Below are 20,599 nucleotides of genomic sequence, written 5' to 3'. Positions count from 1 at the left end.
TGTGTTATACCTTTATTTTAAGATAACGTTTTCATTACAAACTACCGATTTCTTGCCAATAAAAAAGCAAAATATTGCTCTCTTTCATATATATGCAGGATATGAAAAAGCAATATTTTGCATTAATCTTGTATTTTTTCTAAGTTAACCATCACAATCCCTAAGAATGAAACCTCTACCTCCAACGAATGCTTTCCCTTGATAGATACAGTTTCCACATGACGACGCGGACGATTTATTCCATTCCAGTAGCGAATATCTTCAAATGACAACTTTTCACTATTCTTTAATTCTTCCAGTTCCACTCGTTGATCTATCAAATCTGTCGTTAATTCTTGCTTAACCAAGCGGTATTTCCCTTGTATCGGTAGTAAATCCAATTTAATATAAATGGATGGGCTCTTGGTCTTTTTTAATTTTGTATGCTGCCATTCTTTATTAACCCAATTCATAAACATCTGATATTCTTCCTCTGGATAAGCAGCCAAAATTCGATAATTCTCCTGCTGCCTGGTTACAATACATGCTTCATTTTGAAAGACTACATTTTCAAATAAGCTTTTCATAAATTCATTCGCATACCAATTATCTTTATATCTTCCATCCGCAGTACATAGGGAAATCTTATTTGCTAATTCCTCGGGAAAATACTCAAACAGTTTTTCTCCATCTGCAGACACGGGAGAAAAATAAAACACTTCTTTTTCCGCTTGCTTGGCTTGTCTCATATACTGTAGAACTCCAGCGTTAGCTTGTGCTAAATCAGCATATTTCTGTAGATAATCATCCTTCTCAAAATCAAGCATATTCTCCAAAATAAAATGTTGTCCTTTGATATTCTTATTGCCACTAATTGTTTCAATATGCGTTAAATCTGTTAAATGAATCAATGCCTCATCGAATGAGATTTTCTTAATAGATGTTAAATCGTCGATACAATAAACTTTTAAATTATCTTTTTCCTTTGGCTGCGCTGCACTTTCAGGATGCTTAGGAAAATGAATAACTAAATTGGGGTAGTCTTGAAAGATAGAAATTACTTTTACCAATGGGCTGCAAAGCTCTCCACGATTTTTAAACTCATAAAAACAACGGAACTCATAACCCCAGCGGTCATGACTTAAATAATTTTGCTGCAGATGATATTTCAGCTTTACCAGTACTTCTGGGAAACCGTTTACAGAAACACCTTCTATTTGCTGCCAATCATCAAAATCAATTGTTTGCAGCTGGATATAAGGAATCATCCCTGCCGATAAGATTTGCCTTAAGACCCGATCCAGCTCATCAAAAAAGACATGTAATTCTCCCCCCGACTGCTTTATAGCCAACTTTTTTATTATACTAGTCACAGCAACCCATTCTATGCCTATCCGGTGGTGTATCTCAGACAAATGTCTTCCCATATGCTCTGGTTTAATCTTCAATAAAGAGTGGAGCGTATTTCGACGATAAATTTCTTTATTTACATCTACCTCTACTTCATAGGATGTTGGTTGAATCGGACCTGCACCAGAAAATTCCTCTACAGACATATACGGAGAGAGTAACGAAACAACATCCTCAGACAACGTATCATCATCCATATGATGACCTTTTCCCTCCTGCTGTAATTCCCTATATTTTTTAGGCGTAACATGATATCTTTTCTTAAATTCCTCACTAAAAGAACGAACATTTGGAAAACCATTAGCTAAAGCAATAGTCACAATCTTTTCATTACTATTAACCAGCATACGAACACTATGAAACAGCCTGACTTCTTTAATATATTGCCCAATAGAAATCCCTAATTGATTTTTGAACTCGTGCGCTAAGTAATACTTACTGCTAAAAAAATGCGCTGCAAGCTTATCCAGACTCAATTCCTGTTCATAATAATGATTAATATAGGACACCATTTCTTTTACCTTATCGGAAATCACATGCGATTCGAGCTCTACTTTCTTCTTCAAATTACGATAAAACAATCCAATCAGCCGGTTCATATTTCCTTCAATCATGTACTCTGAGCCTTCAGCGGGATAGTTGGCTTCAATATATAAAGAGACGAAACAATTTTTAATTTGCTCATAAGCATCCTTTCGATACACTGGAGATAACGGTCGACTTAATTGGAATAGAGGCAGTTCTTCCTGATATGTATTCTCTTCAAACTTTAATATGAGTGTAGCATTTTCCCGACTGCCAACAAGGTGTATAATATCACCTTTATTTAATAAAAAGATCTCCCCTGTTCGAATGAAAACACTTGAACCATTATGCATCATTTCTAAGTACCCTTTTACAACAAATAGAATCTGCAGTTGATTAACGAGACGAAAATCCACTTCTTCTATTCTTTCCATTGCAGTTGTTATTTTATTTATACGCATTTCATACACCTCTTGGTTTGTTTGGATCTATTTAGGTATATTTTAGCAGAGATTGAATGAAGTGTGGTTAAAGGGCGGCTCTATGTTTCCCTATTTTCTTTTAAAACTTACTTATTCCATCTGCCTGCCCTACTCCAATCAATACCAGTCAACTCAAAAGATAATATAAAGAACCGCTAATTACTCTCCAAATTGCATCCATATTCTATATTTTCCGTATAAAGATATTTCCCCTTAAAGTGTAATCCTTTTCAAAACGGGTATTTATATTCTATAAGTAATGCATTAAAAAATGGGATACATCGTTTTATTTTTTATCCGGAAAGGGGACATCTAAAAATGGAATTTTCTGCACTGAACTTTATTTTATTTGCATTAAGTATCCTAGTAGTAGCAATTATTATTACCCCAATCGCATTGTTTAGCTACATATACTGGAAAGACCAGCGCCAGCCACAGCATGCTATTTTACGTAACTACCCACTGCTTGGCAAAATACGATATATCCTGGAAAAGGCTGGTCCGGAGCTCAGACAATATTTATTTAATGCTGATACTGCCGGAAAACCATTCTCCCGTGATGATTACCGGGACATTATCATGCCGGCTAAATATCAAAAAAATATGATTGGATTTGGCTCCCGCCGTGATTTTGAGAAGGCAGACTTTTATGTAAAAAATGCGATGTTTCCCAAGCAGCAGGGAGAGCTAGAGGTTGATAACACAGGCCAAATTGATTCCAAAATCTATAAAGTAAAAGAAGATAATTTACTGAGCCGCAAAGAAAATGTAGAGGACAAACAAATACAACCATGGCTTCTAAGCGATGAAAATGCAGTTGTTATCGGACCTTCCTGCAGAGAGCCTTTCTACGCGAAAGGATTAATCGGCATGTCCGCAATGAGTTACGGGGCATTGGGAGAAAATGCGATTACCGCCCTGTCTAAAGGAATTGGCATGGCAGGCGGTTCCTGGATGAACACTGGCGAAGGAGGGCTATCCGACTATCATTTAGCCGGCGATACAGATATCATTGCCCAAATTGGACCTGGACTTTTTGGCGTTCGTACAGCATCAGGTTCTTTTAATTGGGATTTATTAAAAGAAAAGAGCGAAATCCCACAGGTCAAAGCTTTTGAATTAAAACTTGCACAAGGAGCAAAAATACGCGGAGGACACGTCGATGCTGAAAAAGTAACGGAGAGAATCGCCGCGATTCGTCATGTAGCTCCTTATCAGGAAATTGACAGCCCGAACCGTTTTCACGAATTTGATGATGTTCCTTCGATGTTCACCTTTATAGAAAAAATTCGAAATCACACAGGGCTTCCGGTTGGGATTAAATTAGTTATTGGCAGCACTTCTGCATTGGACGAAATTGCGAGTTATATGAAGGAAACGCAATCAGGACCTGATTTTATTACTGTAGATGGTTCAGAAGGAGGTACAGGGGCAACTTTTCAAGAACTTGCAGATAGCGTTGGACTCCCGATAAAGTCTGCGGTCACCATCGCAGATCAGACATTAAAAAAATACGGTGTCCGCGACCGCGTCAAACTGATTGCCTCAGGAAAGCTTTTTACAGCAGATCGAATCGCTGTCATTCTTGGTATGGGAGCAGATCTTGTTCAAATTGCCCGTGCATTCATGATTACAGTCGGCTGCATTATGGCACAAATTTGTCATACTAACCGTTGTCCTGTAGGTGTAGCAACAACTGATCCGAAGCTGCAAAAAGCACTGGTCGTGGATGAAAAAGCTTACCGCGCTTTGAATTATCTCGTCACCCTTCGTGAAAGCCTGTTCCGTATTTCTGCTGCTGCCGGGGTTACGACACCGACGGCTATCAATGCATCGCATATTCAATATAAGGATGCATATCAGCGGGTTTGGTCTTTGGATGAATGGATAGAGAAAGAGGGAGTTTCTTCTGTGACTTCATATTCCAAACCGGATTCCATATAATTTATAAGATCGGTCACAAGGAGGAAAGAGATGAAAAAATTTTATAAGAAGCTCATTGTCCACGGACAATGAGCTTCTTATTATTTTATTTATCAATTTATATATGTACCTCCATTAACATTAATTGTTTCACCTGTAATAAAATCCGACATTGAAGAGCTTAAAAACAATATAACATCCGCTATATTTCTTGGCGTTCCCAATTTTTTTAATGGAATATTTGAAAGCACTTTCTCATGGTACTCGCTAGACCATTGCTGAATCATGTCTGTTTCGATTGGCCCAGGAGAGACACCATTCACATAAATATGATGTTTCGCCATTTCCAGTGCTAAATGCTTCGTCAAATAATCCACTCCGGCCTTGGAAGCTCCATATGCCGGTGTCGCATTTCTATGACCTGATTTAGCAGTAGAGGAGCTCACATTAACAATCTTTCCTGACTTTTGTTTTATCATTACTGGAAGGACTGCTTTTGAAAAAAATAAATTCCCATTCAAATTAATATCCAATACCCGTTTCCAATCATCTATTTCCATATCCAAAGTAGAGGAGCGCATGTTTATTCCAGCATTGTTAACTAGAATATCAATTTTCCCAAAACGATTGATTGTTTTCGCGACAACCTCTTCCGCTGTTGATTGATCCGTAACATCTCCAGTATAGATTACGCATTCTTTATTCATTTGTTTTATTTCGTTAGCTACTTCTTCTAATAAATCTACTTTCGTCCCAATAATAACAACGGAAGCTCCATGTTCGGCTAAAGTTAATGCAGCACTTCTGCCGATCCCCCGGCTGGCTCCAGAAATAATAGCTACTTTGTTTTGTAATAGCATACATCCACCTCATCATTAATATCCATTTGTACAAATTCTTTTTTATCGTAAACATTAATTCATTAAAAGGTTAGGTAAAAATGTTACGATTTGAGGAATAAATATAATCATTAAAATAGATACCATATAAATTAATACAAAAATGGTAATTTGCTTCATCATTTTCAACATATTTGTTCCAGCAATTTTAGAAGCCAATAATGCCGATAAGCCATACGGCGGTGTCACAGTACCCAGACGAATAGACATTACAGTAACAATCCCTGCTACAACTGGATCAATGCCTAAACCATGAATAACAGGTACAGATAAAGGTACAAAAATTAACATTGCAGAATTTGGCTCCATAAATGTACCTAAAATTACATATAAAACCATGATTAATAGTAAAAACATAATTGGGCTAAAATCATTTTCTATCAAAAAGTTCACCGCTGGGTCCAATGCTCTATAATAAGAAAGTACCCAAGACATAAGCGCAGCAGCTGCAATAAGAATATAGATAGAGGCTGAATCAATCACGGCCCTTCTTATAACTGGTATATACTCTTTGAAACTTCTTTGCTTTTTAATAAAAAATGCTACGACAAAGACATATGCAACTGCAATAGCGGCTGCTTCCGTCGCAGTAAATACCCCGGACATGATCCCTACAATGACGATTAAAAATAAACTAATTGGAAAGATACTTTTCTTTAACGCTACTGCCTTGGATAGTTTTTGGTCCTTAGGCAAACCAATTAATTCATTTTCAATATCCCCTACATTATGTTTTTTGGCATAGTAATAAGCATACACCATTTGTGTTATACCAATTAGAATTCCTGGAATAATTCCAGCAATAAATAATGATGCTACTGATGTTTGTGCTAAAGCTCCATATACAATCAAAAGAATACTAGGTGGAATAATAGATCCAATGGTAGATGATGCTGCTGTTACAGTAGCTGCAAACTCTTTACTATATCCAGCTTTAATCATGGCAGGAATTAAAATCCTTCCCAAAGAAGCTACATCTGCAACAGATGACCCTGAAATAGCACCGAAAAATACACTAGTTACAATATTCATATGTGCTAAACTACCCTTTAGTTTACCTACTAAAGCTTTAGATATATAAATCAAATCATCTGTTACTTTTGTTAAATTCAGTAAACCACCACAAAGAATAAAAAGTGGAATCGCTAATAAAGTAAAACTGGAAAATGATTCAATCATAATAGAGCTGGCTTGTGTCAAACTAATTAAAGGTTCAAAAAGTAAAGGTATCACAGATGCTATAATAATACTAAAAGCTACTGGAACCCCAATAAATAAGCACAATAAAAATATGAGTAGAATCCAAAAAAGAATCATTTTTTATCTCCCTCATTTCTACCAAACAAATCTTTTACATTAACCAAATGGAACAACAGCATGAATACAGAACCTACCAAGAAAGATGAGTAATAATAGATGAGGGATGGCTGTTCAGATAAGAATCTAACTGGAACTAACTCAACTCTATTCAATCCAGCTTCAAAAGCTTCCATGCCTATAAAAATAAGTACTCCTATTCCAAATAAAGATAGTAAATATACCAGTCTTATCCTCCATCTATTTAACTTTTCACTGATATATTCAGAAAAAATATCTATATCCAAATGCATTTTCTCTTTAACTGCTAATGCAGATCCTATAAAAATCATCCAAATCAAAGAAAAATTTCTGATAACTTCTAATTCTGGAATAGAAATAGAAAATACGTATCTTGTTAATACCCCAATAAAGAGCGTAAGGGCTAATAAAATCATCATGATTACACTAAAAATAGTTGCTGCACGTGTCATGCCCTGTATTACTTTTTTCAAAAACACGCTATTCACCTCCACTAATCTTCTTCCTTATCCGAGCTGAGTTATCTTGTGTTAAATCTTAGGAACTAAACCAAGTACATGGATAGCGTTTATCTCTATATTTGAAACACTATTTTGCTGAAATTCAGTTATGATTTCAGCAAAATAGTGTTTCGTGACACCATAAAGATTTGCTAACTTCAAAAGTATATTTTTATTTATAAGTCAAAAATATCTTCAAAAACTTCCTCAGCATCATATTCCTTTGCTAAATCTAAAAGTTGTTCTCTGGATAATTCGATAAATTCATCCACCTCTACATCTGTAAATGTAATTCCAAAGTCTTCTTCTAACACTCGCATATCCTCTTCAGCTTGTTCAAATGCCTTTTCGATATATTCTGGTTGTACAATGTCAGCAGCATCTGCGATTGCTTCTTTATGTTCGTCACTTAATTGCTCATAACGATCATTATTCATTACCACGAAACCCAGTGTTAAATCATGTTGTGTTCTTGCAACATAGTCTCCAACTTCTGCAAACCGATTATGAATCATTGAATCCAAGCTATTTTGCGTTCCTTCTGCAACACCTGTTTGTAATGCTGAGTACACTTCGTCTAAATCAACACTTACTGGACTAGCTCCTAATTGTTCCCACCATGCTAATTCTGTAGCCCCTGTTCCACTTCGCATTTCTCTCCCTTGTAAATCTTCAACTGTTTCAATCGGGAATGTACTCATGATATTTCTTTCTATCCCTCCAATATACATTAAGTTCTTTAGTCCAGGACTTTCTATTAATAAATCTTCAAAATAAGCTAAGTCATCTTCAGAATTTACAATCGACTCAAACTGTTCTTGATCCTCAAATAAATAATAACCATCTAATGCATTAAACACTGGTTGATGCTCAGCAAACCATCCTTTGTCAGAGTAAATAAAATCAATATCTCCTGAAATAACAGATTGATATAAACTAGAAGCATTTCCTAAAGTCCCATCTGTATGCACGGTTACTTCTATTTCACCATCACTTTGATTTTCTATTTCTTCTGCAAATGCAATCAGCGCTTCTCCCAATAAGGAGTCACTGGGATTAATTGTAGCTGCTACTAACTCTACAGTGTCTCCTTCACCATTTGCTTCTGAATCATTGCCGTTTCCACAAGCAGTTGTTACTATTAACAAAATGAATAAACCAAAAATGAAACCTATGCTTTTTTTCCGAAAAGTCATATGTTCTCCTCCTAAAAAATTAATTTTTAACTGCTTCTTCTGTAATCACAACATGCTTTATATTCTGTCTTAAAAAGGTAAATGTAATATGAATTTCTCCGTTACTTAACTGCTTAATAGACGGATAAGAAAATTCCGGTTTCTCCTCTGACACATCTTCTTGAACCATGATGTCCTTTTTATATTTCCATGTTTGTCCATCATCCTCAGAAATAGCGATAGATAATGGGTTTCTTTCCACTCCCCAGATAGACTCCTGCTTTACAATATTTTTATCAACACCTACTTTATCCATATCACTCTTATCAAACCATGGTGGCCTGTTCTCAGCCGGAGGAGCAATCTCAGCGTTTACATCATCAAACACGATGGCCAGGTTTCCATTACGTAACTTCGTAGCTTGAACAGAAGCATTATTATTCATCAGCTCCGTCGGCTCAGGTGTTGACCAGCTTTTCCCGCCATCTGCAGATGTTGTCCTGTAAATATAATCAGATTTTCTACTTCTAAAAAAGCCTATTAAATTTCCGTCCGTACCCTGAACGATGGACATATGAACTAAACCTTTACTGTCTTGTACTTCATATTCCTCCCATGTTCTCCCATGGTCCTTCGATATTTTCACAACACTAAAATCATTTCCTAAAAAACCTTTACTGGACTTTAAGCTATAATAAGCAGGTAGTACGATCACATTATCTTCTAAAATAACGGGCTGATTTCTTACAAATGTCCCTGGTTTGTCAAATAATGTTTTAATGTCACTCCATGTATGCCCTTCATTCTTAGATACTCTATAACGAACAACCGATGATTCTTGATGTACATTGTTTTGGGCAGTATAGATTAACCACAATTCTCCATTGGTATTTTTAAAGAGAATGGGATTCTGCTCCGATCGTTCTGCATCATCAGATAAAACAACAGGTACACTCCAATTTTGTTCTCCTTTTTTCAGTCTGGAACATACAATCGAAATATCTGGCTTCCCTTCCCTGGATCCGCTAAACCACACACATAGCAAATCTCCATTATCTAGTTGATGCAGATTTGATGCATGATTATGAGGATGCAAGGTTGGAATATCTGCTTCAAAATCAAACGCTTTCAATTTCGTCATTTATACCTTCTCCTTTTGTATTATTTTGGAGCCAGTTCAACTGCAGATTTTAAGGCTGCAACCATACTTCTGCTATCCGCCAAATTCTTTCCTGCTATATCAAAAGCTGTACCATGATCTACCGAAGTACGAATAACTCCATAATTTAAACCTACCGTTATATTTACTCCTTCGTCGATCCCTAATAGTTTAATCGGAATATGCCCCTGATCGTGATAACATGCGATTACAAGATCAAAGTCTCCTCGATAAGCGCGGAAAAACAAGGTATCAGCTGGATAGGGACCTGTCACATTGATTTCTTCTAACTGCGCTTTTTGAATAGCAGGGACTAATTTTTCTTCCTCTTCCCCTTCACCGAATATCCCATTTTCTCCTGCGTGAGGGTTAATACCACAAACTGCGATTCTTGGTTCTTTATATCCTGCCCGCTTTAACGTTTGATCCGCCAGGTGAATAATGGTCTTTGTTCGCTCGGATGTGATCGTATTAATGGCTTCTTTTAAACCAACATGCGTTGTTAAATGCATCACTTTTAAATTTGGCGCACTCAGCATCATTGAGTAATCACGCGTTTCCGTTAATTCCGCTAATATCTCCGTATGTCCAGGATAAGAATGCCCTCCTTTAGCAAGTGCTTCCTTATTCAACGGAGCTGTACAGATAGCTTGTATTTTATTTTCTTTTGCCAAGTCGACCGCTTTCTTAATAAATTGAAATGCTGCGTTCCCAGCAGATGGTGAAATTTCACCAAAGGGGATATCTTTTGACAATAAATCTAAATCTAAGCAATCAATTGTACCATGTACATATATCGCTTCATCCACGTCTTTCACAGCATTCACTTTTACATCAGAACCTGTAACTTTCACTGCTCTTTCTAAGATCTTTGCATCACCTATAACCATCGGACGACAAATATTATATAAATCAGAATCTGCTAATGCCTTTACAATAATTTCCGGACCTACTCCTGTAGCATCTCCCATGGTAATTCCAATAGATGGAAGCATCACATCACATCACCTTTCTACCTGTTTTCTGCTTTCTTTTCCTCTCTTTGGAAAAGTTGAAATGCTTTCGTCATTACCTCTACTGTGCCAAAATTTCCTGCTTTGGTAATGGTGTTCAACATACAAACATCATCTATTTTCCCTATAGGCACTCCTAATTCTAACTCACCAAGTAATTGATAGCTTTGCACACCTAATTTGGCGAAAACCTGTTGTGCTGTATCACCACCAGTTAAAAACAAATTTTTAATATTATTCTCCTTTATTGCTGAGACAGAAAGATTTCCCAACTCTTCTGAAATGATATTACTAATATCAATGGCTGAAATGCCCTGCTCTTCTCCTATTGCTTTGGTCTCCTCTACATTATCAGATGAATAACATACAACACTTTTACCTTCTTTGACAGCTGTTTTTATATCAGCAGACATTTTTTCAATTTCAATATCCTTTTTTATGCCTCCTTTAATAACTTCCACTGCGTCTAGTTCAACTTTTAGGACATTTGTATTCTCTATCAAATGATTTAACTGTTTTCTCCCCATTTCACTTATACTGCCTACAACGAATAAAGCCGGGGAATCATCATAGGATAGTTCATTTTTTCTTTTTTTAAGTTTGTATCCCAAATTATCAGGTATATAGTTCATCAACCCTGCAGAACCACATAATATAACGGAAAATTCTGATTGAAAAAGTTGTATAATAGTTTTAAAATCTTCTTCTAAAATGGCATCCATTGTAATATAATGAATCCCTTGTTTTTTCCAATCCTCTAATAATTTCAAAAGAGATTTATATCCTTTTCTTAAATCTTTATAATTTAAATGCTTTACTGTTTTTTCCGCATCACGCTGAATAATATTAGCGATATTCGACTCATTTACAGGAGTTTTAGGATCTTTAGCTGCTTCTGTTTTACTTAATTCTTTTCCGTGCAGATAATGCACCCCGTCCTGTACAATTCTTCCATTGCCTGGATGAGCTGGAGTGATAAATATAAAATCAGGCATAAATTCATCGTATAAAGCATTTAATTCACTGCCTATATTCCCCCGCATGGTCGAATCTATTTTTTTATAGATGATATCAAATGATTCTTTTTTGATTTCTTGGGATATTTCTTTCACTTTTAAATATGCTTCTTGCTTTTCCATAGATCTGCTATCTGTATTATAAATAATGGCGTCTGCTTGTAATTTTTTCTTACTTTGAATGGCAACGGCTACTTCTAAATCAAAGTTCACTAATTGAACTCCTGTGTCACATGCTCCTGTTAAGTCATCTGCTATAATGGCAATTTTCATCAAATGACCATCTCTACTCCTCTAATAACTTTCTGTAAACTTCTTCGATATCACGTAAACTCATTTCTTTAGGATTGTTATTTAACAGGCGTGTCACTTTAGAAGCAGCAATTGATATTTCTTTTAAATGAGACTCTGAAACACCATATGATTTTAAATTTTGAGGAATCTCTAATACTTCTGTCCATTCACGGATTTTATCGATTACAGCTCTAGCTACTTCGTCTTCACTTAAATTAGCAGTATCCATCTTCATTGCATCCGCTACAGCATGCATTTTATTTCTTATTGAATCCAAATTAAATTCTGTCACATGTGGAAGTAACATCGAATTGGCAACACCATGAGAAATATTAAATTTGCCGCCTAAAGGGTATGCCAATGCATGTACAGCTGCTGTACCAGCACTTGTTAATGCCATTCCTCCATACATAGATCCAACAAGCATTTTTTCTCTCGCTTCGATATTCGACCCATTTTCATACGCTTCTACAATACTGTCAGAAATCAACCTGATGGATTCTAACGCAAACATATCACTAATCAAATTTGCCTTATTGGAAATAAAAGATTCGAAAGCATGTGTAAATGCATCCATTCCTGTGGCAGCTGTAATATGTTTAGGCAAACTAAGCGTTAATACAGGATCTAAAATCACAAGATTCGGCAGTAAGTATTTGCTTACCATGCCAATTTTCAATTCTTCATCCGGCAAGGTAACGATAGCATTAGGAGTTACTTCAGAACCTGTTCCAGCGGTGGAAGGTATTAACACGGTCGGAATACCTTTATTCTTAACCAAATCCGTTCCCAGTTTATCTTCTATCGACCCTGCGTTTGTGAACATAATCGATAAGATTTTTGTAGCATCTAAGACACTCCCACCACCGATTCCTATAAGGGCATCGTATTCATTCGCTGAGATACTTTGGAACACCTCATTAATATTGTTTGCAGTCGGTTCAGGAAGAATATCCGTATTAATATCTGCTTTAATGTTTTCTTTTTCTAATTGTTGTTGTATATGATCAACAAATCCATGCTTGATCATAGATGGTTGAGCTATCATCAAAATATTTCTGATTTCAATATTTAGTATGTTTAAATGGTCACTTATTTGTTTTATAGAATCTTTTCCAGAAATAATATGATTTGCGGTTTGAAATTGATATAAACTACCCATTATTTGTTTTTTCTCTCCTTTCCTAGTTACTTATAAGAAGCTACTATTTTTTTAAGCTTGTTTTCCACTTCACTGGACACTTCTTTTACAGGCAACCTTGGTGGTCCTACCGGTGCACCTGACAGTTCTACTAACTTTTTTAACACGGATGGCAGCGTTCCGTATTGAAACGATTCTCTTAGCTCACTTAATCTGTTTTGTTGTTCGCTTGCTTCATTTATTTTTCCATTTTTCCAATTTTCATAGATAGCATTCACTATTTTCGGAACCACATTCGCTGTTGCTGCTACTGCTCCAGTTGCTCCAGCTTCCAAAGCATCTAAAATAAGAGAATCTGTACCGCAAATAACATGAAATTCCTCATTTTTTGAAGCCTCTATGTAACCTTTTATATTCTCCAAATCTCCACTGCTGTCCTTGATACCAACAATGTTCTTTACCTTTGCCAGCTCTGTAACAACTTTTTTATCTAAATTAACTCCTGTTTTAGACGGAATATTGTATAACATAACCGGAAGATTTGTATTTTGGGCAATCGACCTATAATGGTCAATCATCTCGTCCTGATCAGGAATAACAAAAAATGGCGTAATTACGGATAACGCATCGGCTCCGACACTTTCTACCTCTTTAGAAAGTTCTATCACTTCTTTTGTACTATTTCCTCCAACCCCTACAATGACAGGGACTCTTTGATTGACTTCACTAACTACTTTTTTAGTAACATTTACTTTTTCATCCTGGCTAAGTAAATGAAATTCACCATTTGTTCCTAAAATAAATAATCCATCTACACCTGCGGCAATTAAATTATCTACTAAAGCCGGGATCACAGCCTCATTTACTTGTTGTTTATGGTTTAACGGCGTTACCATTGCTGGTATTACTCCTGAAAACATCGAATACCTCCTTTGTTTACTTTTGCAACATATTTTATTGTTAAAGCGTTTTCTTATTGAGATTATATTATAATAAGTTTTAAATTGCAACCGAATATTTTATTGTTTTAATTTTAAACATAAATAATAAAGATGAGATTCTATTACACGAAGTTTCGCATTCTTGTACAGGAGATTCTATCCTTTGCAAGCACAAAAAATGAGCATGATTCTCCTCGTCACCATACTCATTTCATTCAAAGTATTTATTTTGTGTCCATTTATGCTTTTTAAGAAGCTATTTATCTTTCAATTTACGCCATAACGTTGATCGATTAATACCCAGTCTTTTCGCGGTTTGTGAATGATTCTCATTTTCTTCTTTAAAAACTTTTTTTATAATCGCTAATTCGATCTCTTTCAAAGATTTATCCATAGGGAAATCCGTTATAACAGGGAACTTTAACGCATGTTTTTCTTCTATATTCTGAACATCCTCCACATTAATAAACGGCCCTTTCGCAATTAAAATCACTTCTTTCATAAATTGTATCAGCTCGTCTATATTCTGAAGCCATGCTTTCTTCTGTAATAATTCCAATGCTGCAGGGCGAATTCCCGCTATTTCTCTTCCATATTCATAATTAAATTTATTAATAAAAAGCTTAACCAATGTCTCAAAATCCTCTTCCCTATCCCGTAACGGCGGAATTTGAATCTTTAATGGACTTAATACTAAATACAATTCATACAAAAACTTTTCGGTCTCAATTTGTTGTTCCATGGTTTCGGTTGACGAAGAAATAAAGCGGGGCTTAGGGATATCTCTTTCCATAAATACTAATAACTGCTTTTGATTATCAGGTGATAATTTATCTATTTTCTTCAGATAAACGGTTCCACTTAAATGATTAAAAATAATTCCTGAATCACCAAATATTTGATTCCAGCCATCGGATTCTATAACTTCACAGTCTACTACAAGTAAAGGATAAGAAGATCGATTACTCCCGATATGCATTAAACTGGCAAGTCTCTCTTTTCCTGTTCCAACTTCTCCATGGATTAAGACATTCTCATCTTTTAATGTAAAGGTCTTAGCTTTAGCGATAACATCTTTCATTATATTATTATTAGCAGTAAACCAATTCAGCGTTTGTAAAGGGTTATCGCTGGCTGTGTTGATGATCTTTAATCCATTTATTGGAGGGAATGCCTGCTTATCTTCTATTGTAATTTCTAAACAGATTAATTCCGAATGATCAAAAGATAGAAAATAACCTTCTAATCCTAATACCTCGTCATTATATTCCAGTAACGTCTTGAGCTCTTTATGTGTTGTCAATTCATGTATCCATCTTTTCAAATCACTGTCATTTATCGCATCTTTAATATGTTGAGCTTGTTTATTTCGGTAAATGACCTCTCTATCCCTATCTATTATAAGAAAAGCCTTCTTATGCTGGTCCAGCAGCGCTTTAGGAAGAAGTTGCTTATTTTTTTTAGGGACATATATCTTTTCAAATTTAACAGCATCTTCCAGCGCCTTATGTACACTCTCTCTTCCAGATGTCAGAAGCAGTCCGTTTAACCCCAGAGCTTCCGCATAATGCACTGTAATGGTATCTCCTACAATAATTTGATACCCATTTCTTTGTAATTCCTTTAATTTAGGCACAACATCTTTTTCCTGTTCAATTGTATAAGCAGAGATTTCCATATCAATTAAATTGGATATGGTTTTTGCACTTTCAATAACATTTCCAAAACCTACAATTGCCTTTTTTTCCGCACTATCTTTGATTAATGTGAAAACGCGTAGCAAATCATAAGCAGACACTTCTATTTCAATGACAGGTATCTTTACATTTTTTTGTATCAATCGAGCAGTTCCACCACGACTGATGATAATATCTGCTCCCTTCGCTTCTGCTTCTTTAGCCCGTTTTACACCTTCTTCTAAATCTCCAATTTCTATATCCATATCTATATGATTTACTTTATTTTTCACAGACTGAATGACTTCTTTTAATCCATTATACGGAGCTATTGCTACAACTTTCATTTCATCACCACCTGTTGCGAATTTAAACACTTATTTTTATTATAACAAATCTTATCGATGTCAGGTATTATAATACATTAAAAACGTAGATCTTCATGGCAAAGAAGAAACACAAAAATTGCCCTACTCATCATTCGAGATAGGGCTAATGTGATACATATACACTTTCAAAGTATTTATATTTTTTATGCCATCCTATGATTAAATAATTTCTTTCTTTTTTAACTCTGCCAGTTCCTCAGCAGAAAAACCAAATAGATTTTGGAAAATTTCCTCATTATGCTCACCTTTTTGTGGCCCTGTAGTCTTCACCTCTCCAGGAGTTCTCGAAAATTTTGCAAAAACATTAGGAAGCTTCATATTTCCAAGATCTTCATCAACAATATTAACAAACGACTCACGTTCGATATAATGCGGGTCTTCATATATTTGCTTTACATCGTACATTGGTCCAACTACTGCTCCACTCTCATTAAGCGTATTGACCGCGTCATCCATATTTCTTTCACGAATCCATTCGCCAATAATTTGATCTAGTTCATCTACATTTTTTAGACGATCCTTGTTTGTTGCAAAACGTGCATCTTTTATTAAATCTGGTCTTCCAATTGCATTAAAAAGGTTTTCAGCAATAGATTGGGCACTTGCCGAAAGAGCTATCCACTTTTTATCTTTTGTTTCATATGCATTTCTAGGGGCAGTCTGTAAACTACCATTGCCCATTCTTTCAGCAACTTCGCCTAATTGATCATATGCAATTAATTGCGGTTCCAAAAACCTCATCAATGGTTCATACAGCGATATATCAATACATTGCCCTTGAAATGATTCGTTTTGAGAGCGCTCATAAAGTGCAATCATAATAGATAGCGCTCCAAACACACCACTTACTCCATCAGCTAAAGGCATACCTGGTAAAGTGGGTGGACCAGTTTCGTCACCATTTACTGATGTAAATCCACTCATCCCTTCTGCTACCGTACCAAACCCTCTTCGATTCGCATAAGGACCATCTTGACCAAAGCCAGAAGTTCGCAACATGATTACCTTCGGATTAATTTCAGATAACGTATCATAATCAATTCCCCATCTTTCTAGTGTTCCAGGTCGAAAATTCTCAATAATAACATCAAAATGTTTAATTTGATCTTTAATGATTTTCTGTCCCATCTCATTACTTAAATTTAGCGTAATACTTTTTTTATTTCTGCTTAATGATTTCCATAGTAATGGAACATTGCCCTTTTGTTTTCCGTATCTTCTAGCATGATCTCCATATATAGGATGCTCTACTTTTATCACCTCTGCTCCAAAATCAGCAAGGTGGGTAGCAGCCCAAGGAGCCGCCAACATTGTAGATATATCCAAAACTCTAATTCCTTTTAATGGCGAATTATTCATTTCATTAACACCTTCCTTCATTTCCCTTTAAGCGTTCATATTTTTCGACTCTTTCATACTCATCTATTATCTGCTGATACTTCTTATAATGCGGGTAATCAATCATTTTTCCATCATATGAAGCTGAAGCCCTGCCTTGATCCAATGCATTATTAAATACATTTACAATTTTTCTAGCCTGATTGATTTCTTCTTCATTGTATTTAAATGACTTATTTAATATTTCTACTTGGCTAGGATGTATGCAGCTTGAGCCTCGGAATCCTAATTCAAATGCCTCTCTTGCATATTTTCTATAGCTATCTAAATCTGTGTAATTTGCTAAACTTCCCATTAACCCTAGAGGTATAACATGGTAGGCCCTTGCAACTGTAATTAATTTTAACCTAAAATAATTTAAAGAAGCCACCGTTTGCTGGTTCAATATAATACCCAAATCAGATGCTAAGTCTTCCATACCAATTGAAACCGTATCTATTCTTTTCGAAGCTTTGAGAATATCAACTACATCTAAAAATCCTTTAGCTGTTTCTATTAAAATGCTTATTTTAAATTGTCCAACTGCTAAATTTGCTTTTTTTTCAAGCTCTGTAATCCATTGATCTATCTTTTCAATCTCATGTCCAGATTCTACTTTAGGAACTACAATGCCACTTACTCCTTCTCGAACAGATTTCTCTATATCTTTATAAAGAAAGTCCTCTTCGGAATTAACACGTATATAAATTGGTGTGATTGATGAAGATATTGTTTGTACTGCGTCAGGAATTAACGTACGTGCATATTCTTTCTCTTCATATGGAATACTATCTTCTAAATCTAAAACAATGACATCTGCATTTCTCTTATCCGCTTTCTGAACAAACTTATTCACATTGATAGGAATTACTAACCTGGAACGTACGATCATATTTTCATTACTCATGTTTTAATTATCACCCATTCGTTTCTTTATGTTTATAAAATGGTCCTCCATCGCTTTTTTTGCTCCTTCTGCATCCCGATTTAATAAAGCAGTTAAGATAGCTATATGCTCCTGATGAGCAGCTTTAATATGATTATCCTTGGAAAAATTATAATCACGAGCATCATTAATTATATTTAAATTTAACTCCATAAATTGGATCAACACTTGATTATTACTATATTTAGCTAAAGAATAATGGAAGATAAAATCATTATTTTGTTCAGCTTCTACAGTATTTTCTTTCGACTTTTCAAGTAATTGTTGCAATTCTTCTAGATCACTATCTTTCGCATTTTTACAAACTAAATCAATGATTCCTTTTTCTACAATTTCTCTAGCTTCAATTAACTCAAGAATAGCAGCTCTTTTCATTTCGTCGACAAGCTTTTGACCAACAATTAATTGCTGTTCAATAGGCTCCTTTAAAATTCTACCCCCTCCTGGCTTTGTCTCTATGATGCCTTGTGATTCTAACACTCGAAAGGCATCTCGCAGGGTTCCTCTAGATACACCCAGATCCTTTACCAGTTCTCTTTCAGAAGGTAATTTTTCTCCAATGTTAAAATCGCCATTATCTATTTTATTTTTTATGATCATAATAACTTGTTCATATAGTCTTTTATATTCAATTTTCATAATTAAAGTATCCCCCTAAGCATCAGATACTTTAATTATAGCAAAACTATAGAAGAACTTGTTACTCTTCCTTAACTTTCATATAATGTAATATGAATCCTAAAATTGCTGCAACTGCACTTAACAGATAAGCAATCGTAGATAAGTATTCACTACTTTTAATAATCATCGTACCATTCATAATAACAAGACCTGCTATTTGTCCAAGTACTAATAAAAAACCAACTATAGCAAACCCAATGATACTAAGTATAAACAATTTTTTTATGATTCTCTGCATTATATTCCTCCTAAAATAGCATTATTGGTAGCAATCCTGTAGCAACTAACCACCCCAGTAAACCTATCGGGATTACATAATAGCAAATCAATGGAACGAACGTTTTTATCGGATCTGCACGTGCTATTCCACTCGCAATGAAAATAGGTGCTCCCCCTGGCGGAGACGCTCCTTCTGTAGAAGAGAATATTAAAATTGCTACCGCAGCAACTACTGGATCAATACCGGCTGCTACAAGTGTACTAAATGCCACTGTACCTATAGCTGTCACCGTTGCAGTAGCCGTAAGTGGAGTCGCCACAATAATGATTAAAATCCCTACAAGTAGTGCCACAACCCAAGGTCCTAAATCCATTGAACTCATTAAAACGCCTAGTTCTTCTGGTAATTGAAGCTGCTTTAAAATTTCGCTTGCAGAAAATGAAAAAAGCAAGATAACCCCAATCACACTAAAACTCTTGGTAGATCCTTCAAGAAATGAAAACCATTCTCCAAATGTTTTGGGAATCGTGTCCCAGCTAACAAGAATAGTTATGATACTGATTAAAACCGGCACCCAAATTATAATAGAAATAGAACCAATAGCATCCTCACCAATTCGATTTAGTTGTGCTAAAGATTCCGAAAGTGGACCAATTGTAATAAGAACTGGGACGATAATCCCTATAAATATCAATAATGACTGCCATCCTTTTTTGAATGCGATTACAAAACTATCCAAATTTTCACTCGGAATTGCTTTTACCTTGTCTCGTTTCGTAAACCACCAAACAATGATAAGTCGATATATTAACGTGTAAATACCTGCTACAAACAAAGCGACATACAAATTCCCTTCCGTAACTAAGGCGCTAACAGGTGCAGCCCCAAGTAAGATGAACATGGAACTATTTGGAGGAAAAGATATTCCCATCCCAGCATTTCCTGCTGCTATTGTTGCTGATGTTTCTTTCTTCCATCCAGTTTTATTCATCCAAGGTATTGTAATAGCTCCTACAGTTGCTGTATTACCAGACCCTGAACCAGATATCATGCCGAAAATAGCTGATGCAATCGTATCAACATAAGCTGGCCCTCCCGGAAGCCTCCCCACCATAGCATTTAAAATATTAATTAGCTTATTAATTAGCTTTGTTTTTTCAATTAGATAGGCCATTAATACAAAAAACATCGCCGCAAAGAGTACTTCATGAGTCGCTCCAAAAATAAAACCATCCCATAATAACTTGAAAGCGTCTGTTCCACCAAATAAAGCGGTAACAAAATATCCTAAGATCATTGCTTCCCCTATGTTTCTTTTAACAATTACTACCCAAGCTATAATGATTAAAATGTAAACCAACAGTGCCCATATAGAAATCCCCAATTTCAATCCAACCCCCTTTTGGTAAACTGGATTATCCAGTTAGTTGACAGAATTATATAATATCTCATTCCTGAAGTCAATGTATATTTATATATGAACCATTAAGCATTAGCTGAAAATAAATATAATCA

Annotated in this window: 17 protein-coding genes; 1 reads left to right on the top strand and 16 read right to left on the bottom strand. The window is 35.5% G+C overall.

Annotated features, from left to right (window positions below; genetic code table 11):
• Positions 1 to 122: 122 nt before the first annotated feature.
• Positions 123 to 2,375: a helix-turn-helix transcriptional regulator gene (locus BN986_RS25615; RefSeq protein WP_052400571.1), complete on the bottom strand. Its 2,253-nt coding sequence runs from the start codon at positions 2,373 to 2,375 to the stop codon at positions 123 to 125.
• 339 nt (positions 2,376 to 2,714) lie between these two features.
• On the opposite strand from BN986_RS25615, the gene BN986_RS01545 reads away from it, so the two are divergent.
• Positions 2,715 to 4,340, top strand: coding sequence for an FMN-binding glutamate synthase family protein (locus tag BN986_RS01545; RefSeq protein ID WP_040977889.1), 1,626 nt, complete (start codon positions 2,715 to 2,717; stop codon positions 4,338 to 4,340).
• Positions 4,341 to 4,432: 92 nt separating this feature from the next.
• Here the strand turns inward: BN986_RS01545 and BN986_RS01540 are convergent, their stop codons facing one another.
• From BN986_RS01540 to BN986_RS01470, 15 genes are all read right to left on the bottom strand, one after another.
• Positions 4,433 to 5,179 carry an SDR family NAD(P)-dependent oxidoreductase gene (locus tag BN986_RS01540; RefSeq protein ID WP_040977888.1) on the bottom strand — a complete coding sequence of 249 codons (747 nt, stop codon included), beginning with the start codon at positions 5,177 to 5,179 and terminating at the stop codon, positions 4,433 to 4,435.
• Positions 5,180 to 5,233: 54 nt separating this feature from the next.
• On the bottom strand, positions 5,234 to 6,535 hold the full coding sequence (locus BN986_RS01535; RefSeq protein ID WP_040977887.1) for a TRAP transporter large permease: 1,302 nt from the start codon (positions 6,533 to 6,535) through the stop codon (positions 5,234 to 5,236).
• Positions 6,532 to 7,035 carry a TRAP transporter small permease gene (locus tag BN986_RS01530; RefSeq protein WP_040977886.1) on the bottom strand — a complete coding sequence of 168 codons (504 nt, stop codon included), beginning with the start codon at positions 7,033 to 7,035 and terminating at the stop codon, positions 6,532 to 6,534. The genes BN986_RS01535 and BN986_RS01530 overlap by 4 nt, the downstream gene beginning before the upstream one ends.
• Before the next feature lie 197 nt (positions 7,036 to 7,232).
• On the bottom strand, positions 7,233 to 8,252 hold the full coding sequence (locus BN986_RS01525) for a TRAP transporter substrate-binding protein (protein ID WP_040977885.1): 1,020 nt from the start codon (positions 8,250 to 8,252) through the stop codon (positions 7,233 to 7,235).
• 19 nt (positions 8,253 to 8,271) lie between these two features.
• The gene (locus BN986_RS01520) at positions 8,272 to 9,372 is read right to left on the bottom strand and encodes a sialidase family protein (protein ID WP_040977884.1); all 1,101 of its coding nucleotides are present in this window, start codon (positions 9,370 to 9,372) and stop codon (positions 8,272 to 8,274) included.
• Positions 9,373 to 9,392: 20 nt separating this feature from the next.
• Complete coding sequence (gene pdxA, locus BN986_RS01515; RefSeq protein ID WP_040977883.1) at positions 9,393 to 10,385, bottom strand: 4-hydroxythreonine-4-phosphate dehydrogenase PdxA; 993 nt, start codon at positions 10,383 to 10,385, stop codon at positions 9,393 to 9,395.
• A gap of 17 nt (positions 10,386 to 10,402) precedes the next feature.
• The gene (locus BN986_RS01510; protein WP_040977882.1) at positions 10,403 to 11,692 is read right to left on the bottom strand and encodes a four-carbon acid sugar kinase family protein; all 1,290 of its coding nucleotides are present in this window, start codon (positions 11,690 to 11,692) and stop codon (positions 10,403 to 10,405) included.
• 13 nt (positions 11,693 to 11,705) lie between these two features.
• Positions 11,706 to 12,875 carry an iron-containing alcohol dehydrogenase gene (locus tag BN986_RS01505; protein WP_040977881.1) on the bottom strand — a complete coding sequence of 390 codons (1,170 nt, stop codon included), beginning with the start codon at positions 12,873 to 12,875 and terminating at the stop codon, positions 11,706 to 11,708.
• Positions 12,876 to 12,901: 26 nt separating this feature from the next.
• The gene (dapA, locus tag BN986_RS01500) at positions 12,902 to 13,774 is read right to left on the bottom strand and encodes a 4-hydroxy-tetrahydrodipicolinate synthase (protein WP_040977880.1); all 873 of its coding nucleotides are present in this window, start codon (positions 13,772 to 13,774) and stop codon (positions 12,902 to 12,904) included.
• Positions 13,775 to 14,051: 277 nt separating this feature from the next.
• On the bottom strand, positions 14,052 to 15,818 hold the full coding sequence (locus BN986_RS01495) for a sigma-54-dependent Fis family transcriptional regulator (protein ID WP_040977879.1): 1,767 nt from the start codon (positions 15,816 to 15,818) through the stop codon (positions 14,052 to 14,054).
• A gap of 201 nt (positions 15,819 to 16,019) precedes the next feature.
• Positions 16,020 to 17,240, bottom strand: coding sequence for a CaiB/BaiF CoA transferase family protein (locus BN986_RS01490; RefSeq protein WP_040977878.1), 1,221 nt, complete (start codon positions 17,238 to 17,240; stop codon positions 16,020 to 16,022).
• A complete protein-coding gene (locus BN986_RS01485; RefSeq protein WP_040977877.1) occupies positions 17,224 to 18,144 on the bottom strand; it encodes an HpcH/HpaI aldolase/citrate lyase family protein in 921 nt (306 codons plus the stop codon). The genes BN986_RS01490 and BN986_RS01485 overlap by 17 nt, the downstream gene beginning before the upstream one ends.
• A gap of 3 nt (positions 18,145 to 18,147) precedes the next feature.
• A complete protein-coding gene (locus BN986_RS01480; protein ID WP_040977876.1) occupies positions 18,148 to 18,822 on the bottom strand; it encodes a FadR/GntR family transcriptional regulator in 675 nt (224 codons plus the stop codon).
• A 61-nt stretch (positions 18,823 to 18,883) separates the two neighbouring features.
• Complete coding sequence (locus tag BN986_RS01475; RefSeq protein WP_040977875.1) at positions 18,884 to 19,102, bottom strand: hypothetical protein; 219 nt, start codon at positions 19,100 to 19,102, stop codon at positions 18,884 to 18,886.
• Between the two features lie 10 nt (positions 19,103 to 19,112).
• Entirely contained in the window at positions 19,113 to 20,444 is a 1,332-nt protein-coding gene (locus BN986_RS01470) for a TRAP transporter large permease subunit (protein ID WP_244444921.1), read from the bottom strand.
• Positions 20,445 to 20,599 lie beyond the last annotated feature (155 nt).

This window comes from Oceanobacillus jeddahensis, from assembly GCF_000750635.1.
Taxonomy (GTDB): domain Bacteria; phylum Bacillota; class Bacilli; order Bacillales; family Amphibacillaceae; genus Oceanobacillus; species Oceanobacillus jeddahense.
The sequence above is the reverse complement of the archived record's forward strand: the minus strand, read 5'-3'. Positions and strand labels throughout refer to the sequence as shown.